At 70.5% G+C, this 19806-nt stretch carries 13 protein-coding genes; 8 read left to right on the top strand and 5 right to left on the bottom strand.

Annotated features, from left to right (window positions below):
- Positions 1–397 precede the first annotated feature (397 nt).
- Positions 398–847 carry a PTS glucose transporter subunit IIA gene (locus tag ACIRQH_RS21220; protein ID WP_358821049.1) on the top strand — a complete coding sequence of 150 codons (450 nt, stop codon included), beginning with the start codon at positions 398–400 and terminating at the stop codon, positions 845–847.
- A gap of 77 nt (positions 848–924) precedes the next feature.
- Positions 925–2595 (top strand): phosphoenolpyruvate--protein phosphotransferase, encoded by a 1671-nt coding sequence (gene ptsP, locus ACIRQH_RS21215; RefSeq protein WP_388876190.1) that lies wholly within the window; start codon positions 925–927, stop codon positions 2593–2595.
- A gap of 91 nt (positions 2596–2686) precedes the next feature.
- Here the strand turns inward: ptsP and ACIRQH_RS21210 are convergent, their stop codons facing one another.
- Both ACIRQH_RS21210 and ACIRQH_RS21205 read right to left on the bottom strand, forming a co-directional pair.
- Entirely contained in the window at positions 2687–3580 is an 894-nt protein-coding gene (locus tag ACIRQH_RS21210; protein ID WP_358821047.1) for a hypothetical protein, read from the bottom strand.
- Between the two features lie 252 nt (positions 3581–3832).
- Positions 3833–5800 carry an acetoacetate--CoA ligase gene (locus ACIRQH_RS21205; protein WP_404226790.1) on the bottom strand — a complete coding sequence of 656 codons (1968 nt, stop codon included), beginning with the start codon at positions 5798–5800 and terminating at the stop codon, positions 3833–3835.
- Between the two features lie 213 nt (positions 5801–6013).
- On the opposite strand from ACIRQH_RS21205, the gene ACIRQH_RS21200 reads away from it, so the two are divergent.
- Entirely contained in the window at positions 6014–8383 is a 2370-nt protein-coding gene (locus tag ACIRQH_RS21200) for a TIM-barrel domain-containing protein (protein ID WP_388930479.1), read from the top strand.
- 3 nt (positions 8384–8386) lie between these two features.
- On the opposite strand, the gene ACIRQH_RS21195 is transcribed toward ACIRQH_RS21200, so the two are convergent.
- Positions 8387–8923 carry an NUDIX domain-containing protein gene (locus ACIRQH_RS21195; protein ID WP_388876199.1) on the bottom strand — a complete coding sequence of 179 codons (537 nt, stop codon included), beginning with the start codon at positions 8921–8923 and terminating at the stop codon, positions 8387–8389.
- 225 nt (positions 8924–9148) lie between these two features.
- Between ACIRQH_RS21195 and ACIRQH_RS21190 the strand changes: the two genes are divergently transcribed.
- The 5 genes from ACIRQH_RS21190 (at position 9149) to glpK (ending at position 15401) form a co-directional block, all read left to right on the top strand.
- Positions 9149–9574, top strand: coding sequence for a zinc ribbon domain-containing protein (locus ACIRQH_RS21190; RefSeq protein WP_358821052.1), 426 nt, complete (start codon positions 9149–9151; stop codon positions 9572–9574).
- Between the two features lie 28 nt (positions 9575–9602).
- The gene (locus ACIRQH_RS21185; RefSeq protein WP_358821043.1) at positions 9603–10793 is read left to right on the top strand and encodes a lipid-transfer protein; all 1191 of its coding nucleotides are present in this window, start codon (positions 9603–9605) and stop codon (positions 10791–10793) included.
- Positions 10794–10980: 187 nt separating this feature from the next.
- Positions 10981–12624: an EAL domain-containing protein gene (locus ACIRQH_RS21180; protein WP_388930476.1), complete on the top strand. Its 1644-nt coding sequence runs from the start codon at positions 10981–10983 to the stop codon at positions 12622–12624.
- A 474-nt stretch (positions 12625–13098) separates the two neighbouring features.
- Complete coding sequence (locus ACIRQH_RS21175) at positions 13099–13839, top strand: MIP/aquaporin family protein (protein WP_358821041.1); 741 nt, start codon at positions 13099–13101, stop codon at positions 13837–13839.
- Positions 13840–13880: 41 nt separating this feature from the next.
- Positions 13881–15401 (top strand): glycerol kinase GlpK, encoded by a 1521-nt coding sequence (glpK, locus tag ACIRQH_RS21170; RefSeq protein WP_404226789.1) that lies wholly within the window; start codon positions 13881–13883, stop codon positions 15399–15401.
- A 157-nt stretch (positions 15402–15558) separates the two neighbouring features.
- On the opposite strand, the gene ACIRQH_RS21165 is transcribed toward glpK, so the two are convergent.
- Together ACIRQH_RS21165 and ACIRQH_RS21160 are read right to left on the bottom strand one after the other, a co-directional pair.
- Positions 15559–16164 carry an ATP/GTP-binding protein gene (locus tag ACIRQH_RS21165; RefSeq protein WP_388876214.1) on the bottom strand — a complete coding sequence of 202 codons (606 nt, stop codon included), beginning with the start codon at positions 16162–16164 and terminating at the stop codon, positions 15559–15561.
- Entirely contained in the window at positions 16145–19792 is a 3648-nt protein-coding gene (locus tag ACIRQH_RS21160) for a hydantoinase B/oxoprolinase family protein (RefSeq protein WP_404226788.1), read from the bottom strand. Before ACIRQH_RS21160 ends, ACIRQH_RS21165 begins: the two co-directional genes overlap by 20 nt.
- Positions 19793–19806: the final 14 nt, after the last annotated feature.

Below are 19806 nucleotides of genomic sequence, written 5' to 3'. Positions count from 1 at the left end.
CCGACTCTATCAGACCGTTTCCGTATCCGATTTCCTCGGCGCTTTCCAGGTTTTCGCTTTCGCGTTTCCCTTTCCGGCGAGTCCGACTCTATCAGCGATTTCCTGTCTCTCTGACCACCGTCCCGCAAGCATGCAGAACGAGACCCCGAGATAGGATCTGACAAGTTGGGTGCTGCCAGGCAACGACGCTTGGTGACGCCGCTCAGCCTCAAGCAGGGGTACGACAGTACACGGGGGCCGGGAGCGGGCGCAAATCGTTTCGCCTGTGCTCTACGGCCGCCAACCGGGACCTCTCATGCGGAACCGGCACTTCATATGACATACCCTGCTGAAACAGTGCGCCGTCCGGTACAGGCAGTGACGGCCCATATAAATCTCCACCCCTGGGAGGCTTCCCATGACCACCGTGACGTCCCCTCTTGCAGGACGCGCCATCGGACTCGCAGCAGTACCGGACCCCGTGTTCTCCGGGGCGATGGTCGGCCCCGGCACGGCGATCGACCCGGTGCGTGAGCCCTCGGAGGCTGTCGCCCCCGTAGACGGAGTGATCGTCTCTCTCCACCCTCACGCCTTCGTCGTCGTCGACGGTGAGGGCCACGGAGTCCTTACCCACCTGGGCATCGACACCGTGCAGCTCAATGGCGAGGGCTTCGAGCTGCTCGTCAACAAAGGGGACACCGTGACGCGCGGCCAGGCCGTCGTCCGGTGGAACCCGGCCGCCGTAGAGGCCGCCGGCAAGTCTCCGGTGTGCCCGATCGTGGCTCTCGAGGCCGCGGCCGATTCCCTCTCCGACGTCCGCGAGGACGGCGATGTGAAGGCCGGCGACGAGCTCTTCGGCTGGCAGTGACATCAGCGCTGTCCTGGACGGCACGTTAGACAACCATCGCGGCGGCGGGATCCGCCGCACTATCGGAGACGGGTGAGATGGAGACAACGCTGCGAGGCGTCGGCGTGAGCCACGGTGTGGCGATCGGCGAGGTTCGGCACATGGGGACGGCGGTTCTCGAACCGCCGGCCAAGCAGATCCCTGCGGAGGACGCGGAGCGCGAACAGGGGCGTGCCCGCAAGGCCGTGGAGGCTGTGGCAGCCGACCTGATTGCGCGCGGCAATCTGGCGGGGGGCGAAGCCCAGGCAGTGCTCGAGGCCCAGGCCATGATGGCCCTGGACCCTGAGCTGATGGCCGATGTCGAACGGCGCGTCGCCGTCGGCAGCACGGCCGAGCGTGCGGTCTACGACGCGTTCGCCGCGTACCGGGCGCTGCTCGCGGGAGCCGGTGAGTACCTCGCCGGACGCGTGGCCGACCTCGATGACGTACGGAACCGCATTGTTGCGCGCCTCCTCGGCGTGCCGATGCCGGGTGTCCCGGACAGTGACGAGCCGTACGTCCTCATCGCGCGTGACCTCGCGCCCGCCGACACGGCGCTGCTGGACCCGACTCTCGTCCTCGGATTCGTCACCGAGGAGGGCGGCCCGACCAGCCACAGCGCGATCCTCGCGCGGGCGCTCGGTGTGCCGGCCGTTGTCGCTCTTCCCGGGGCCGGTGAGCTTGCCGAAGGCACCGTGGTGGCCGTCGACGGCAGCACCGGCGAGATTTTCGTGGAGCCGACCGCCGAGAAGAAGGCGCAGCTGGAGTCCTCCGCGGCCGAGCGCAAGGCGGCGCTGACGGCTTCGACGGGTCCGGGTGCCACTTCCGACGGGCACAAGGTGCCGCTGCTGGCCAACATCGGCGGCCCCGCGGACCTACCGGCCGCGCTGGAGGCCGGCGCCGAGGGCGTGGGTCTGTTCCGCACCGAGTTCCTCTTCCTCGACGACAGCGAGAACGCGCCGTCCGAGGAGAAGCAGGTCGAGGCGTACCGGCAGGTCCTCGAGGCCTTCCCGGAGGGCCGGGTCGTGGTGCGCGTGCTCGACGCCGGTGCGGACAAGCCGCTGGAGTTCCTGACTCCGGCGGACGAGCCGAACCCCGCCCTTGGTGTGCGGGGCCTTCGTTCGCTGCTGGATCACCCCGATGTGCTGCGTACGCAGCTCACCGCCCTCGCGAAGGCTTCGGAGGGGCTGCCGGTCTATCTCGAGGTGATGGCTCCCATGGTCGCGGACCGCACGGACGCCAAGGCGTTCGCGGACGCGTGCCGGGCGGCCGGGCTGCAGGCGAAGTTCGGCGCGATGGTGGAGATTCCGTCCGCCGCGCTGCGGGCTCGCTCGGTCCTTCAGGAGGTCGAGTTCCTGTCGCTCGGCACCAATGACCTCGCGCAGTACACGTTCGCCGCCGACCGGCAGGTGGGTGCTGTGTCCCGTCTGCAGGATCCGTGGCAGCCTGCACTGCTCGACCTGGTCGCGCTGTCCGCGGATGCGGCGAAGGCCGAGGGCAAGAGCTGTGGTGTCTGCGGTGAGGCGGCGTCGGATCCGCTGCTCGCGTGTGTGCTGACCGGTCTGGGTGTCACCTCCTTGTCGATGGGTGCCGCGTCGATTCCCTACGTGCGGTCGGCGCTGGCGAAGTACACGCTGGCCCAGTGCGAGCGTGCGGCCGCGGCCGCACGTGCCGCGGACACGGCGGAAGAGGCGCGCAGTGCCGCGCAGGCGGTGCTGTCCGGCGAATAGCCGCAGCTCCGAGGCCGACCGCACGGTCGCGGTCGGCGGAAGAAGCGGGATGAGGGGCGCTCCATCGGCGGATGGGGCGCCCCTTCAGCGTTCAGTGAGGGTGGTGCGTCCCCTTTCCGGTGTCGCCGAGGTCGGGAGGTGTGCCGTAGTCGACGCCCGATTCCGGGGAGACCAGGTCGCCGGACTCGATGTCGGTGCAGTAGGCGTCGAACACTTCGGAGGCCGTGAGGGGTTCGAGGTTCTCGCCGCGCAGGCGCCATCCGTAGACGCGGTCGATGGCGCCGGGGGTGGTGGTGCGCATGACGAGTCCGCCGGCGCTCCGGGTGGCGATGCCGAGGGCGAGCACGGTGGTGAATTCGAGGGCTTCGGATTCGTCGAGCCGAATCGCGTCGTCGGTGCGCTCGTCCACACGGAGGACCGCGACGAGTGTGTCGGGTGCCGTCGAGACGCTGCAGACCAGATGGAGGCTGCCGGGGCCGGCGGTGTCGACGGCGCGGGTGAGCAGGTGGGCGGCGCGGATGAAGGAGGCGCGACCGATGTCCTCTCCGCAGGTGGCGCAGGTGCCGATGCGGGCCAGGAGTGTGGTCGCGTACTCCCAGGTGGCCTGGCGGACGGCTTCGTCGACGAGGTCCGGGACGAGCTCGGCCAGGGGCTGTCCGTCGTAGGGGACGGTGGGGCCGGTCGCGGCCAGGTGCGCGGTGAAGCGGGTACGGCTGGCCGGGGTGTCGGGTTCCAGGCCGCTCTCCGCGCAGTACTCGGCGTACTCCACTGGGTCGAAGAGTGCCACCGTGGTGTGGCTGCCCTGTGCCGCGAGGCTCCGCAACAGGGATTCCACCTGTTGGAGATAGGTGGTGTGATCGTCGAAGGCGAAGCTGCGATAGCTCCGCATCGTGCGGAAGTCCTGTTCGTCGGTCAGGACGCCGATGGTGCCCGCGATCTCGCGGCGCAGGACTCGTCGCAGGGTCTGGTGCCGGATGTCTGCCATTTCTCCCCCAGTGCACGGTCGATCAATGCTCACTCACAGTAATCGACGGCACTGACAACGCGGGTTGGGAGAGCTACTCACGCACGGAGACGGCAGGTCAGAGGGCTTTTCGAGCGGAAGAGTCTCCAGCCGGGCAGGACCCTGGCGGAGGGTGCCGTGACGGCCAGTGGTCCGAGGTGGAGGCCGAGGCGTGGTCGGCCCGGGACTTCGGCGGATTGCTCGACGAGGTCCGGGGCCGCCTGCAGGGGCTGATCAGCCGCGTTCGCGGGCCAGTTTCTCGTAGAAGTGCAGGAGTTCGACGTTGTCCACGGAGCCGACGTTGACCGCCTTTTCCATGGGGGCGCCCTGGAGCAGACGTTTGACCGGTACCTCGATGCGCTTGCCGGTCAGGGTGTGGGGCACGCCGGGCACCTCGATGACCTCGTCGGGGACATGGCGCGGGGAGAGCTGTTCGCGGATGGTCCGCTTGATGCGGTCCAGGAGTGCCTCGTCGAGGACGGCTCCCGGAGCGAGGTGCACGAACAGGGGCATCCAGTAGCCGCCGTCGGGCTGTTCGACGCCGATGACGAGGGATTCCCTGATCTCGGGGAGCCGCTCGACGGCTTCGTAGATGTCGGCCGAACCCATGCGGACGCCCTGCCGGTTGAGCGTCGAGTCGGAGCGGCCGTGGATGACGACCGAGCCCCGTGACGTGACGGTGATCCAGTCGCCGTGTCGCCACACTCCGGGAAACGTGTCGAAGTAGCTGTCGTGGTAGCGGCTGCCGTCGGGGTCGTTCCAGAAGCGGATAGGCATCGAGGGCATCGGGTTGGTGACGACGAGTTCGCCGACCTCGTCGATGAGGGGCTTCCCGCTCGGGTCCCAGGACTGCAGGTCGGTGCCGAGGCCCGGGGCCTGGAGTTCGCCGATGTACACGGGGAGCGTGGGGACGGCTCCCGCGAAGCAGGAGCAGACGTCGGTGCCGCCGCTGACTGAGGCGATCCAGAGATCGTCGCGTACCTCGTCGTGCAGCCAGCGGAACCCGTCGGGTGGCAGGGGTGAGCCGGTGGTGGCGACGCACCGCACGCGGGTGAGGTCGAAGTCGCGGGAAGGGTGGACGCCCGCCTTGCGGCACGCCATGACGTAGGCGGCGGACGTGCCGTAGAGGGTCGCTCCGGTGCGTTCGGCGATGCGCCACTGGGCGCCCGTGTCGGGGTACCCGGGGCTGCCGTCGTACAGGACGATCGTGGTCCCCGTGAGCAGGCCCGAGACGAGGAAGTTCCACATCATCCAGCCGGTGGACGTGTACCAGAAGAAGCGGTCCTCGGGGCCGAGGTCGCAGTGCAGGCCGAGCTGTTTGAGGTGCTCGACGAGGATGCCGCCCTGGGACTGGACGATGGCTTTGGGGAGACCGGTCGTGCCGGAGGAGTAGAGCACCCACAGGGGGTGGTCGAAGGGGACCTCTTCGAACACGGGCTCGACATCGGCGGAGGTGAGGGAGCTCCATTCCAGGGCGCCCTCGGGAGCGTCGGTGCCCAGCAGGGGGATGTGGACGACGGCCCGCAGCGTGGGCAGCTCCCGGCGCAGCTCGGCGACCACGTCGCGGCGGTCGTGTTCCTTGCCGCCGTAGCGGTAGCCGTCGACGGTGAACAGGACGACGGGTTCGATCTGCTGGAACCGATCGAGGACGCTGCGGGCTCCGAAGTCGGGCGCGCAGGACGTCCAGACGCCGCCCACCGCGGCGGTGGCTAGGAGGGCGACGACGGCCTGGGGGATGTTCGGTACGTAGCCGCTGACACGGTCTCCCGGTCGTACGCCCAGGGCTCGCAGTTCGGCGGCCAGTGAGCCGACCTGTCGGCGCAGGTCGGACCACGTCACCGGGACGGCTTCGTGCGTCTCGTCCACATACAGGAGGGCCGGTTCGTCCGCACGGGTCTCGGCGGCGCGCAGCGCGTGCTCCGCGTAGTTGACGGTCGCTCCGGGGAACCATTGCGCACCGGGCATGGACCGGTCGCCGAGCACGCGCGCGTAGGGGGTCGGGAACCGCACGTCGAACCATTCCGTGACGGCTTTCCAGAAGGTGTCCAGCTCGTCCACGGACCAGCGGTGTAGGGCCGCGTAGCCGCCGTCGGACGGGGCTCCGTGCTCCTCGGCCGCCCAGGCCTGGAACTTCGTGACCTGTGCCTGGGCGACGACCTCGTCGGTGGGCCGCCAGAGCGGTGAGGGGTTCGCGGTGGACATGGGGCGGCTCCCGGACTGTGCGCTTCGTGGGCGTCGGTCGCGCACGGGCAGGGGTGTGCGCGTCACGCGGCTGACACGGACGATGCCATGTGATCGACTTCTGCACCAGGGCGCGCCACACATGGTCGGCGACGTGAAGATGTGGCGTCGCCACGGGTGAACGGCAGTTGAACGAACCACTCGCATGGCGCCGGTAGTGGCAGGGTGAGCAGCATGGACGGTCGTGACCTGGTGCGTTCGGTGAAAGCGGTCGGCTCGGGGGGCGCCACGCAGGGGTTGCGCACGGTGCGGGCCGCGTGGCGCAGGAGGCGTGCCGATGCCACCGGGCTGCCGCAGCGGGGCGCCGAGCGGGCCCGGGTGCCCGGGCCGGTGCTCGGTGTGGAGCCGGGGCCCGGCGGCGGAGTCGTCCGTTTCACCCGGTCCGAGCTGCGGATCACCGTGGCGGTGAGCGGTGCGGTGTTCTGGGGTTGGGACGGGGCCGGTCCCGAGCCGTCGTACGCGCTCGCGGGCCCCTGTCCCGAGCCGGACCCGCGGGCGGTCCTCGAGCCCGACAAGGACGGGGGGTGGCGGGTCGTCGCCGAGCGGGTCACGGTCGTCGTCTCGCGGCACGGCGCGGTCGAGGTGCGTACCCCTGGCGGGGTGATCCTGCGGCGCGATCTGCCACCTCGCTGGTGGGAGCCTGTCGATGGTGGCGCGGCCCGTTGGATGCAGCGCTCCGAAGTGGCGGCCGACGCCCGGTTCTTCGGCCTGGGCGGGCGGACCGGCGGACCACGTCTGCGCGACGGCAGGTACCGGCTGTGGAACACGGACCCCGGGCGGGCCTTCGGGCCGGGTGACGATCCGCTGTACATCACCATGCCCGTGCAGATGGTCGTCGCGGACGCGGCCACGCATCTGGTGTTCCACGACACCACCTGGGACGGAACGGTGTCCCTGCGCGAGGGCGAGGAGGGCGCCGGCTCCGGACACGACCGGGCCGGTTCGTGCGAGCTGCGGATGGACGGCGGTCCGTTGCGCTGCTGGGTGATGGTGGGCTCCCCCGCGCGCGTGCTGACCGCCTGGGCGTCACTGACGGGGGCCGCCGCGCTGCCGCCGGCGTGGGCGCTGGGGCACCATCACGCCCGGTGGGGTTTCGGCAGTGAGCAGGAGGTGCGCCGGATCGTCACGGGATACCAGGAGCGCGGTCTGCCGCTGGACGCCGTCCACCTGGACATCGACCACTACGACGCACACCGGGTGTTCACGGTCGACCGCGAGCGGTTCCCGAAGCTTCCCGTGTTGGCCGAGGAACTGCGCCGGGACGGGATCCGGCTGGTGTCGATCATCGACGCGGCGGTCAAGGCCGAGGCGGGCGACGCCGTGTTCGACAGTGGTGTCGTGGAGGACGCCTTCGTCCGCGATGCCGCGGGGCACGTCGTGCGGGGGGTCGTGTGGCCCGGTGAGTCCGTCTATCCGGACTTCACGCGCGCGGGCACGCGTGCCTGGTGGGGCGGACTTTACGAGGAGAGGCTGGAACAGGGCTTCGCCGGCTTCTGGCACGACATGAACGAGCCGACGTCGTTCACGGCCTTCGGGGAGTCGACGCTGCCGCGTTCGGCGCGGCATTCCCTGGAGGGGCGGGGCGGCGACCACCGTGAGGCGCACAACGTGTACGCGCTGGGTATGGCCCGGGCGGGCTACGAGGGGGTTCGTGAACTCGTCCCCCAGGAGCGGCCGTTCCTGTTCTCGCGCTCGGGCTGGGCCGGCATGCAGCGTTACGGAGGGACCTGGTCCGGGGACGTGGCCACCGGTTGGCCGGGGCTGCGGGCGTCGCTGTCTCTGGTGATGGGGCTCGGGTTGTGCGGGGTGCCCTACTCGGGGCCCGACGTGGGCGGATTCGACGGCAGCCCGTCGGCGGAGCTCTACCTGCGGTGGTTCCAGCTCGGCGCCTACCTCCCGCTGTTCCGCACGCACGCGAGTCTGCGCGCGGGGCGAAGGGAGCCCTGGGAGTTCGGTGACGAGGTGCTGGAGCACGCGCGCGTGGCGCTCCTCGAACGGCGGCGCCTGCTCCCGTACTTCGTGACGCTGGCGCACCTGGCACGCCGCACGGGTGCGCCGTACGTCCGACCGCTGTGGTGGGACGCGCCGGAGGACCGGGCGCTGCGCGGCTGCGAGGACGCCTTCCTGCTCGGCGACTGCCTCCTCGTGGCCCCGGTCCTGGACCACGGGGCGGATCGGCGGGCGGTGCAGCTGCCGCGCGGGCGCTGGTACGACACGGCGACCGGGAAGGCGTACGAGGGGCCCGGGCAGGTACTGATCGACGCTCCCCTGTCACGGATTCCGGTGCTGGCGAGGGCCGGCTCCGTCGTTCCCGTGCGGGCTGCCGACGGCGGGCTGGAGCTGGAGGCGTGGGCTCCCGCACGCGGGCGTGGCGGCAGCGGGCTGTTCGTGCCGGACGCGGGTGACGGGTGGGAGGAACCGGAGATCGAGCGCTTCGTGACCCGCTGGGACGGGGGCGAGGTGGTGGTGCGCGGAGCCGATGGCAAGGGGGGTCTCAGCGAGCCCTCGTATCCGGTGCGGATACGGGGGCTCGGGGCGGGCTGACCCTCAGATGTACCGCCCTTCGAACCAGGCCCGGGCCGCCAGGGTGTGCAGCGGGAAGGCCAGTTCGGTCGGTCGGCGCAGCAGGTGCCAGCCCTCGGTCTCGTCTGTAGCGGCGGAGGGCGGCAGCTCAACGGCGGGGCGTTCGGGGAGGAGCCCGAAGAGCAGGAGATGGCCTGCCGGTGAGCTCATGGCGCCGGCGAGCCGGACGTCTCTGGCAGCCGCGTCGATGCCCGTCTCCTCCTTGAGTTCGCGCACGACGGCGTGCCGCCAGTCCTCCCGGTGGTCGATGAACCCTCCCGGCAGGGCGATGCCCCCGCGCGCGGGAGTGATGGTCCGGGTGATGACGACCAGTGCGGCGCCCTTGTCGTCGTAGGCGGGCTGCAGGGCAACGGCGACGGGCAACGGGTTGCGGTAAGCCACCGTGCCGCAGGAGTGGCAGGTGCGGGGCCAGTCGGAGACGCCGTCTCCGTAGGGGGCACCACAGCTCGAACAGTGCGAGCCGGGCGGGAAATCGGCGGGCGGGTGCGGGGTCTCGGACACGACGCGGACTGTAGCGGATCACCGAACACACGTCTTCGAAGTGGTCCGGGTGGGGGCGGCCGGAACCACCCCCGTGGGCCCCGGCCGCCCCCACAGGTACTCCGACGCCCGAGGGGCCCCCATGGTTCACCCGGCGCCCTGCCCAATTCCCGCCGCCCGTGCCACACTTCTGACGTTCCGTCAGATTGACGTCGGGGAGGGACTTTGTCACGCACGCGCACACCTGTGGTCGCCGGGTGGTTCACCGGTGAGGGGAACGATTTCCGCCTGCTGGGTACGCGCTGCTCCGCGTGCACCTCGGTGTTCTTCCCTCGCCAGGACGCTTTCTGCCGCAACCCGGGCTGCCCGGGCGGCGAACTCGTCGAGGTGCCGCTGTCTCCCCGTGGCCGCGTCTGGTCGTACACCGACAGTCGATACCGGCCCCCGTCACCCTATGTGACCGATCCGGAACTCCCATGGAGCCCCTACGCGTTGATCGCTGTGGAGCTGGAATCCGAGCGCCTCGTGGTCCTCGGCCAGGCGGCTCCCGGGATCACCGTCGCCGACCTGACGGTGGGCATGGAGGTGGAGGTCGTCCCCGGCGTGCTGAACGAGGACGCGGAGACGACCTGGACGACGTGGCACTGGCGGCCGACGGAGGTGACGCTGTGAGGTACACAGGGCGATCGGGGGTGGCGCCGTGACGGGCGAGGTGGCGGTGCTGGGCGCCGGAATGCACCCGTGGGGCAAATGGGGGCGCGGGTTCGTCGAGTACGGAGTCGCTGCCGCGCGGGCGGCGTTGGCGGACGCGGCGATCGACTGGCGCGACGTCGGTTCGATCGTGGGGGCCGACACCGTCCGCGGCGGCTATCCCGGGTATGTGGCGGGTGCGACGTTCGCGAAGGCCCTGGGATGGCAGGGGGCCCGCGTGGCGAGCGTGTACGCGGCGTGCGCGTCCGGCGCGCAGGCTCTCGGCACGGCACGGGCCCAGATCCTCTCGGGCCTGGCGGACGTGGTGCTGGTGGTGGGCGCGGACGCGGCACCCAAGGGGTTCTTCCGCCCCGCGGGCGGGGACCGGCCCGATGATCCGGACTGGCTGCGGTTCCGTGCCCTCGGGGCGACCAACCCGACGTACTTCGGGCTGTACGCTCGGCGCCGGATGTTCCTGCACGGCGACACGCTGGACGACTTCGCCCAGGTCAAGGTGAAGAACGCGGCTCTGGGGGCTCTCAACCCGAACGCGCGCTACCGCAAGCGCGTCACGTCCGAGGAGGTCGCCGGGTCCGCCGTGGTGGCCGATCCGCTGCGGCTCCTCGACATCTGCGCGACCTCGGACGGCGGCGCGGCCGTGGTGCTGTCCAGCATGGAGTTCGCGCGCCGGCACGGCGCGTCGGCGCCGGTACGTATCCGCGCGGTGTCCACGGTCACGCCCCGCTATCCCAACACCGTGCTGGATCTGCCGGACATCGCCACGGACTCCGCCGTCGCCGTGGAGCCCCCGGCCGACACCTTCCGCGCGTCGATCGCGCGCGCGGCCTACGAGGAGGCGGGCATCGGCCCCGAGGATCTCTCTCTCGCCGAGGTCTACGACCTGTCGACCGCCCTGGAGTTGCAGTGGTACGAGGACCTCGGGCTCTGCGCCGAGGGCGAGGGCGCCAAGCTACTCAGAGAGGGCGCCACGACGCTCGGCGGACGCATACCCGTGAACGTGAGCGGCGGGCTCGCCTCCTTCGGCGAGGCCGTTCCGGCACAGGCCATCGCTCAGGTGTGTGAGCTGACATGGCAGTTGCGAGGCAGCGCGGGCGACCGGCAGGTCGCCGGGGCACGGGTCGGGATCACCGCGAACCAGGGACTGTTCGGCCACGGCTCGTCGGTGGTGGCGATTCGGTAGGCCCCGCACCCGTGTCCGGGACTCGGCAGCGAGGGCCCGGTCCGCGGCTCCCCTGTCCCCTGTCCCCTGTCCCCTGCGAACGGGTGTCCGGGGCGCCATCACGTACACACTGTGACGAGCCCGGAATCCTGCGTGAACACCTCATGAATCGCCCACCGGCGTGCGCCGCCGACGACATCATGCTGCTGTGCCCTCCTGGACGGACACTGTCCGCTTCGCCTTTCAGCCGGTCGTCAACCTGACGACCGGAGGGGTCGCGGCGCTGGAGATCCTCGCCCGCCCGGAGTCCGGCGACATCCTGGCGCAGGCCCGTCGCGACCCCGAACTCGACGGACGCCTGGCCGCGTTGGCGATCCGGGCCGCGGCGCGCAGAGAGACCCTGCTTCCCCTCCACGTCAACGTGTTCGCCGGGACCCTCGCGGATCTCGGACGGCTCTCGGCGCTGCTGCACGAGGTGCGCACGGCCGGACGACTCCCCTGGGAGGTCACGGTCGACGTGGGCCCGCCGTACACGCACGTGCCGCAGCGCGCCCTGTTGGACGCGGTGGCCGCGGTGCGCGCCGAGGGCTTCCGTATCTGCGCGGACGGTGTGGGCGACGGTGACGTACCCCTGCGACTGCTGACGGACCTGGCGCCGGAGCTGATGAAGCTCGACGTGTCCCTGCTGTCGCGGCCCGCCGCGGTGCGCGCGATGCGGACCCTCTGCGAGCAACTGGGCGCCCTCCTGTCCGTGGAGGGCGTCGAGACGGAACTCCAGTGCGCCGCCGCGGTGTCGGCGGGCGCGCAGCTCGCACAGGGCCAGCTGTTCGCACCGCCCTCGCGGCTTCCTTCGGCGGACGTATACGTTCCAGCGCTGTCCCAGAGTGCCGGTACGGCGCCCCGGACCGGGCCGTCCGTACGACAGTTCGTACGTCCGGCCGCACTGCTCCCCGCCACCGCGTCCGCGAGTCAGGTACGGGCGCTGCTCACGGGGTCGCCCGAAGTGTCCGGGGTCCTGCTGGTGGACCCGTCCGGGATTCCGCTCCGGTCGGTGCACCGGTCACGGTTCCTGCTGTCGATGTCCGGGCGTTACGGGCACGCGCTGTACGCCGACCGGCCGGCCGCTCGGCTCGGTGATCCACCGCGTACGGTCGGCGCGGACGCCACGGCCTGGGAGGTGCTCGACGTCGTCGCGGACGGGGACCGGGACCGTACGTCCGACGACGTCGCGGTCGTCGACCGTTACGGGCGGTGCGTGGGCGTCGTACGCCTCGCGGATCTCGTACGCGCGCTGTCCGAGAGCCGGGTCGAAGAAGCGGCGGGCCTCAACCCGCTGACCAGGCTGCCCGGTTCGGACGCGATCACCGGAGAGGTGGACCGTCGGATCGCGGCCGGACGGATGTTCGCACTGAGTTGGCTGGACATCGATCACTTCAAGCAGGTCAACGATGGCGCCGGGTTCGCGGCGGGCGACGAGCTGATCCGGTCGGTGGGACGGGCGTTGCAGGTCGCCGCGTCCGAGGCCACGCGCGTCGGACACATCGGCGGCGACGACTTCCTGGTCCTCACCGATCCGGACAGGCTCGACCCACTGGCGAACTCTGTGCTCGACACCCCCTGGGCGGCCGGCGGCCGTGTCGTCACCCTGTCGCTGGCAACGGTGCTGTGCGTCCCCGGCAGCGTGAGCGACCACCGGCAGGCCGCCGCTTGTCTGGCGCCCCTCAAGGAAGCCGCGAAGGCGCTGAGCGGGGCGAGCTGGGTCGTGGGGCGGGCCGGGCGCCCGGGCTGTGAGGTCCGCCGCGGTACAGAGGCGACGCCGAGAGAGCCGTACGGGCAGACCCTGACCGGCTGACCGATAGTCCACGCGCGGGTGACCGTGTCACGGCGTGGCTCGATCCACGGGCGCGCGAACACGGCGGTGCTCTGCGGTGCGGGTGGGCGGACGGAGCACCGGCAAGGCGCCGTTCGATGGCAGGGGGACAGCCCGGTAGCGGCGGCTGCTCCGCCGCCGGTCCAACGCCACGCCCCCCTTTGCGCCCTTCGAACCGTTGCCGTCCACGACCTTGACGCCCCCAGGGCACCGGTGAACACTTCCGGGTGTCAGTCGGCATCGCCGCATTCGAGCGTGTTCGGGCACCGCCTCGCTCGAGTCTCCGACCTGTACCCAGGGCCGTCCCCCACGGGCGATTCCGCCACGACGGCACGCTCGTCACGGACGCCGGGCGGGGCTCGGGACCTCCCTGCCTTCGGCTGAAGTAGCCATGGGAAACGCACCCTGATCGGTGGCCCGGAGCGGTTCGCGCCGGGCGAAGGCCTAGGAGCCGCCATGACCAACGGGGACATCTTTGTCGGCGAGTTGATCGGCACCGCCATTCTGATTCTGTTCGGCGCGGGTGTGTGCGCCGCTGTCACCCTCAACAAGTCCAAGGCCCAGGGGGCGGGCTGGATCGTCATCGCCTTCGGATGGGGCTTCGGCGTCCTCGCCGGGGCATACACCGCAGCGCCTCTGTCGGGCGGCCAGATCAACCCTGCGGTCACGATCGGCTTCGCGATCGAGGGTTCCACGAAGTGGGAGGACGTGCCCTTCTACATCCTCGGTCAGTTCGCCGGAGCGATCATCGGAGCGATCCTCTGCTGGCTTCTCTACCTCGGACAGTTCAACCTCAACGCCGAGGAGGACACGGCCATCGAGACGCTGGGGATCTTCTCGACGCGCCCGGAGATCAACAACCCTGTGCAGAACCTGATCACCGAGATCATCGGCACCGCCGCGCTGATGCTGCCCATCCTCGCGCTGGCCGGCGGAGGCAAGCACGTCGCGGGCATCGGTGACGCGGGACTGCCGGTCCTGCTCATCTCGTTCCTCGTCGTCGGTATCGGCCTCTCGCTCGGCGGGCCCACCGGCTACGCCATCAACCCGGCCCGCGACCTGGGGCCGCGCCTCACGCACGCTCTGCTGCCGATACCCAACAAAGGCACCTCGGAGTGGAGTTACTCCTGGATCCCGGTCGTGGGCCCGATAGCGGGTGCCGCCATCGGTGCCCTGATCTACAACGCAGCCTTCTGACCCGCACGCAGCTCCTGACGAAGAACACGTAAGGGGACGCCATGACGGACAACGCCGAGAAATACGTCGCCGCAATCGACCAGGGCACCACGTCGAGCCGCTGCATCATCTTCGACCGGGGCGGCGCGATCGTCGCCGTCGACCAGCGTGAGCACCGCCAGATCTTCCCGAAGCCGGGCTGGGTGGAGCACGACGCCACCGAGATCTGGTCCAAGGTCCAGGCGGTGGTCGCGGGAGCGATCGCCAAGGCCGGGCTGCGCGCCGACCAGTTGAGCGCTCTCGGAATCACCAACCAGCGCGAGACGACCGTCCTGTGGGACCGCGCCACCGGAAAGCCCGTCCACAACGCGATCGTCTGGCAGGACACCCGTACGTCGGCGCTCTGTACGGAACTGGGCGGCACGGACGGTCAGGACCGCTTCCGCGAGCAGACCGGGCTGCCCCTGGCCAGCTACTTCTCCGGGCCCAAGGCGACCTGGCTGCTGGACAACGTCCCCGGCCTGCGCACGCGGGCCGAGCGCGGAGAGATCGCCTTCGGCACGATCGACTCGTGGCTCATCTGGAACCTGACGGGTGGCACGGACGGCGGGCAGCACGTCACCGACGTGACCAACGCGGGCCGGACCATGCTGATGAACCTGGAGACACTCCAGTGGGATCCGTCGATCCTCTCCGCGATGAACATCCCCGAAGCGATGCTTCCGGAGATCAGGTCCTCCGCCGAGGTGTACGGCACCGCCGTGGGCCAGCTCTCCGGTGTCCCCGTGGCATCGGCGCTCGGCGACCAGCAGGCCGCGATCTTCGGCCAGGCCTGCTACGACGTCGGTACCGCCAAGAACACCTACGGCACGGGCAGTTTCCTGCTGCTCAACACCGGCAACCGGCCCGTTCCCTCGAAGAACGGTCTGCTGACGACCATGGGTTACAAGATCGGATCCGAGGCGCCGGTCTACTGCCTGGAAGGGTCGATCGCGATCACGGGCGCACTCGTCCAGTGGTTCCGCGACCAGCTCGGCATCATCCGCAACGCGGACGAGATCGAGACCCTGGCGGCGAGCGTCGAGGACAACGGCGGTGCGTACATCGTGCCGGCCTTCTCTGGCCTGTTCGCGCCTTACTGGCGCTCCGACGCGCGGGGTGTGGTCACCGGGCTCACGCGGTACGTCACGAAGGCCCACCTCGCGCGCGCGGTGCTGGAGGCCACCAGCTGGCAGACGCGCGAGGTCGTGGACGCCATGTACCAGGACTCCGGTGTGCAGATCACCACCCTGAAGGTGGACGGAGGCATGACGAAGAACAATCTGCTGATGCAGCACCAGGCGGATGTTCTCGGTGTGCCGGTGATCCGCCCGAAGGTCTCCGAGACGACCTGTCTGGGGGCCGCGTACGCGGCCGGGCTCGCCACCGGTGTGTGGGGCGATCTCGACGAGTTGAAGTCGCACTGGCAGAAGGACGTCGAGTGGACGCCCTCCATGGAGGCGTCGGCTCGTGCCCGGGAGTACCAGAACTGGCGCAAGGCTGTGGAGAAGAGCTTCGGCTGGCACGACGACGCGATCGACTGAGCACGACGTCAGCGGCTCCGGGGCGTCAGCGCGAAACAGGGCTCCACGCGTGCGTGCCGCATCGTTTGAACCACGCGCGCGTGCACGACTGCGGCCCGTACCCCTGTCGGCGGGGGTACGGGCCGTACCTGTGCGGAGTGGCGTTGCCGTGCGTGTGTCAGGTGGTCAAGGCCTCGCGGCGGTCGGCGGCACGGGCCATCGCGTGCTGGACGACGCGGATGAGGACCTCCTTGACGGTCTCCCGGTCCCGCGCGTCGCACAGGACGACGGGGACGCCGGGGTCGAGGTCGAGGGCCTGTCGGACGGAGTCGGTGGGGTAACGGGCCGCTTCGTCGAAGCAGTTGACTCCCACCACGAACGGTATGGAACGCCGCTCGAAGTAGTCGACGGCGGCGAAGCAGTCCTCCAGACGGCGGGTGTCCGCCAGGACGACGGCTCCCAGGGCCCCGGTGGCGAGTTCGTCCCAGAGGAACCAGAAGCGGTCCTGGCCCGGGGTGCCGAACAGGTAGAGGACCAGGTCCTCGCGGAGGGTGATGCGGCCGAAGTCCATGGCCACGGTGGTGGTGTTCTTGCCCTCCACGCCGCTGATGTCGTCGACGGGCCGGCCCGCCTCGGTGAGGAGTTCCTCCGTACGCAGCGGCTTGATCTCGCTGACCGCGCCGACAAGGGTCGTCTTGCCGACGCCGAAGCCGCCGGCCACCAGGATCTTGAGCGTGACGGGCTCGACCGGGGGCTTGCCGCGCTCAGTGCGCCCGAAGATCATCGTTCTCTTCTCCTGCTTGGTGGTGGTCGCGCGGCGGTGGCCCGTAGCCTCCGCCGCCGGGGGTTTCGATGACGAGCACGTCGTCCGGGCCGACGTCGGCCGATCCGCTTCCGCCGAGATCGGTGACCGTGCCGTCGGCGTGCTCCACCCGGTTGGTGCCGAGGGCGCCCGGCTCACCGCCCGCCATGCCGTAGGGCGGAACCCTGCGGTGCTGGGAGAGCGTCGAGACGGTCATCGCCTCGCGGAAGCGGATGCGGCGAACGGCGCCGTCGCCGCCCTGCCACTGTCCGGCTCCGCCGCTGCCGCGCCTGAGCGCGAACTCGTCGAGCCGGACGGGAAGTCGCCACTCCAGGACCTCGGGGTCGGTGAGCCGTGAGTTGGTCATGTGGGTCTGTACGACGGGGGCGCCCGGGAAGCCGCTCCCCGCGCCCGATCCGGAAGCCACGGTCTCGTAGTACTGGTGTCGCTCGTTGCCGAAGGTGACGTTGTTCATCGTGCCGGATCCCTCGGCCTGCACGCCCAGCGCCGCGTACAGGGCGCCGGTGATCGCCTGGGACGTCTCGACGTTGCCGGCGACGACGGCGGCCGGCGGCTCGGGGGCGAGCATCGACCCGGGTGGCACCAGGATCCGCAGCGGGCGCAGGCATCCTTCGTTGAGCGGGATGTCGTCGTCCACGAGGGTCCTGAAGACGTACAGGACGGCCGCGTTGACCACGGCGGAGGGCGCGTTGAAGTTGGTGGTGAGCTGTGCGGAGGTACCGGTGAAGTCGACGGTGGCGGCTCGCTCCTCGCGGTCCACGGAGACGCGGACGCGGATGACCGCCCCGGAGTCGGTCTCGTAGGCGAACTCGCCGTCCTGGAGGGTGGCGATGACGCGGCGTACCGCTTCTTCGGCGTTGTCCTGTACGTGCTTCATGTACGCCTGCACCACATCGAGTCCGAAGTCCTCGATCATGCGGCCGACCTCGTCGACGCCCTTCCGGTTGGCGGCGATCTGGGCCCGCAGGTCGGCGAGGTTCGTGCCCGGGTTGCGCGAGGGGTGCGGCAGCGCGGTGAGCAGGGCCAGCGTCTCCGCCTCACGGAAGCGGCCGTCCTCGGCGAGGAGCCAGTTGTCGAAGAGGATGCCCTCCTCGTCGATGGTGCGGCTGTCGGCGGGCATGGAGCCGGGGGCGATGCCCCCGATCTCGGCGTGGTGGCCGCGCGAGGCGACGTAGAACAGGATGCGGTCACCCTCCGTGTCGAACACCGGGGTGATCACGGTGACGTCGGGGAGATGGGTGCCGCCGTGGTACGGGTCGTTCACGGCGTAGGTGTCGCCGGGCCGCATGCTGTCGCCGCGCCGCCGGACGACCTCCTGCACGCTGGTCCCCATCGAGCCCAGGTGGACGGGGATGTGCGGGGCGTTGGCGACCAGGTTGCCGTCCGGGTCGAAGAGGGCGCAGGAGAAGTCCAGACGCTCCTTGATGTTGACGGACTGGGCGGTCGACTCCAGCCGGGCGCCCATCTGTTCCGCGATGGACATGAAGAGGTTGTTGAAGACTTCGAGCAGGACGGGGTCCGCTTCCGTACCCACGTCGGAACTCTCCGTGACCGCCGCGCGTTCCATGATCAGATGCCCGTCGTCGGTCGTCGCGGCCCGCCAGCCGTCGTCGACGACGGTTGTCGCGCCGGCTTCGGTGATGATCGCGGGTCCGGTCACGCCCTCGCCGGGCGGAAGGTGCTCGCGACGGTGCAGCGGTACGTCACGCCAGGCGCCGTCCGTGTGAAGGCTGACGGAACCCGGCCCGGCCGGGCCGGAAGCGAGCGCGGCCTCGTGGGGAGCGAAGGCGGCGAGATCGGGGGCTTCGGTGAGACCGGTGGCTTCCACGGAGAGGGCTTCGACGACGACCGGACGGTCGAGGGTGAAGGAATAGGTGGCGCGATGACGTTCCTCGAAGGCGCGGGTCATGGTGTCGGGCTCGGTGAGTCCGACGGTCAGTGCCGTATCGGTGCCGTCGTAGCGGAGCTGGGCCCTGCGGGTGATCCGGACACGGTCCTCGGGGATGTCCTCGGCGAGGAGTTCGGCGCGGGCGGCGCGCTCCAGATCGTCGGCCGTCTTGAGGACGCCGGGCATGGAGGCCGCGTCCAGGGGTGCCTCGACGGACTGTTCCCGCATGGCGGTCGTGTCGGCGAGTCCGATGCCGAGTGCGGAGAGGACACCGGCCATGGGCGGGACGAGGACGGTGCGGATGCCGAGGGAGTCGGCCACTCGGCAGGCGTGCTGGCCACCGGCGCCGCCGAAGGTGGTCAGTGTGTAGCGGGTGACGTCGTGGCCCTTCTGTACGGAGATCCGCTTGACGGCGTTGGCGATGTTGGCGACGGCGATCTGCAGGAAGCCCTCTGCCACCTGCTCCGGGGTGCGTTCGTCGCCGGTCGCCTGGCGGATCTCCCGTGCGAGCGTGGTGAAGCGGTCGCGGACGACGGCTTCGTCCAGGGGCTGGTCCCCCTCGGGGCCGAACACGCGGGGGAAATGGCCGGGTTGGATGCGGCCGAGTGCGACGTTGGCGTCGGTGACGGTCAGCGGGCCGCCGTTCCGGTAGCAGGCGGGACCCGGGTCGGCGCCGGCCGAGTCCGGGCCCACGCGGTAGCGGGAGCCGTCGAAGTGGAGCACGGAGCCCCCGCCGGCGGCCACGGTGTGGATGTCCAGCATGGGCGCGCGCAGCCGGACCCCGGCGATGCGGGTGGTGAAGACCCGCTCGTACTCGCCGGCGAAGTGCGAGACGTCCGTGGAGGTGCCGCCCATGTCGAATCCGATGACGCGGTCGAAGCCTGCCAGCTGCGACATCCGTGCCATGCCGACGATTCCGCCGGCGGGCCCGGACAGGATGGCGTCCTTGCCGCGGAACTGGCCGGCCGCGGTGAGACCGCCGTTGGACTGCATGAACATCAGCCGTACGTCGCGCAGTTCGTCGGCGACGTGCTGGACGTAGCGGCGCAGTACGGGCGAGAGGTAGGCGTCGACGACGGCCGTGTCGCCGCGCGGTACCAGCTTCATCAGGGGGCTGACCTCGCTGGAGAGCGAGATCTGCGGGAAGCCGATCCTGGCCGCCAGCGCTCCCACGGCCTCTTCGTGGGCCGGGTGCAGGTGGCTGTGCATGCAGACGACGGCGACGGCGCGGATCCCGTCGTCGTAGGCCTGTTGGAGAGGCCCGGCGAGTGCGTCCAGGTCGGGGGTGCGCAGGACGGTGCCGTCGGCGGCGATCCGTTCGTCGACCTCGACCGCGCGTTCGTGGAGGAGGTCGGGAAGCTCGATGGCCCGCGCGAAGATGCGGGGGCGGTTCTGGTAGGCGATGCGCAGGGCGTCGCGGAATCCCCTGGTCGTGACGAGGAGCGTGCGCTCGCCCTTGCGTTCGAGGAGGGCGTTGGTGGCGACGGTGGTGCCCATGCGGACGGCGTCGACCGAGGCGCCCGCCGCCTCGGTGTCACCGTCGGCGCCGAGGAGTTCGCGGACTCCCGCCACGGCAGCGTCGGCGTACTGGGTGGGATGGTCCGACAGGAGTTTGTGCGTGAGCAGTCGACCGTCGGGGCGCCGCGCGACGATGTCGGTGAAGGTGCCTCCACGGTCGACCCAGAACTGCCAGCCTGTCACGTCTGTTCCCCGCT

Source organism: Streptomyces sp. NPDC102279 (genome assembly GCF_044766365.1).
GTDB lineage: Bacteria > Actinomycetota > Actinomycetes > Streptomycetales > Streptomycetaceae > Streptomyces.
The sequence above is the reverse complement of the archived record's forward strand: the minus strand, read 5'-3'. Positions and strand labels throughout refer to the sequence as shown.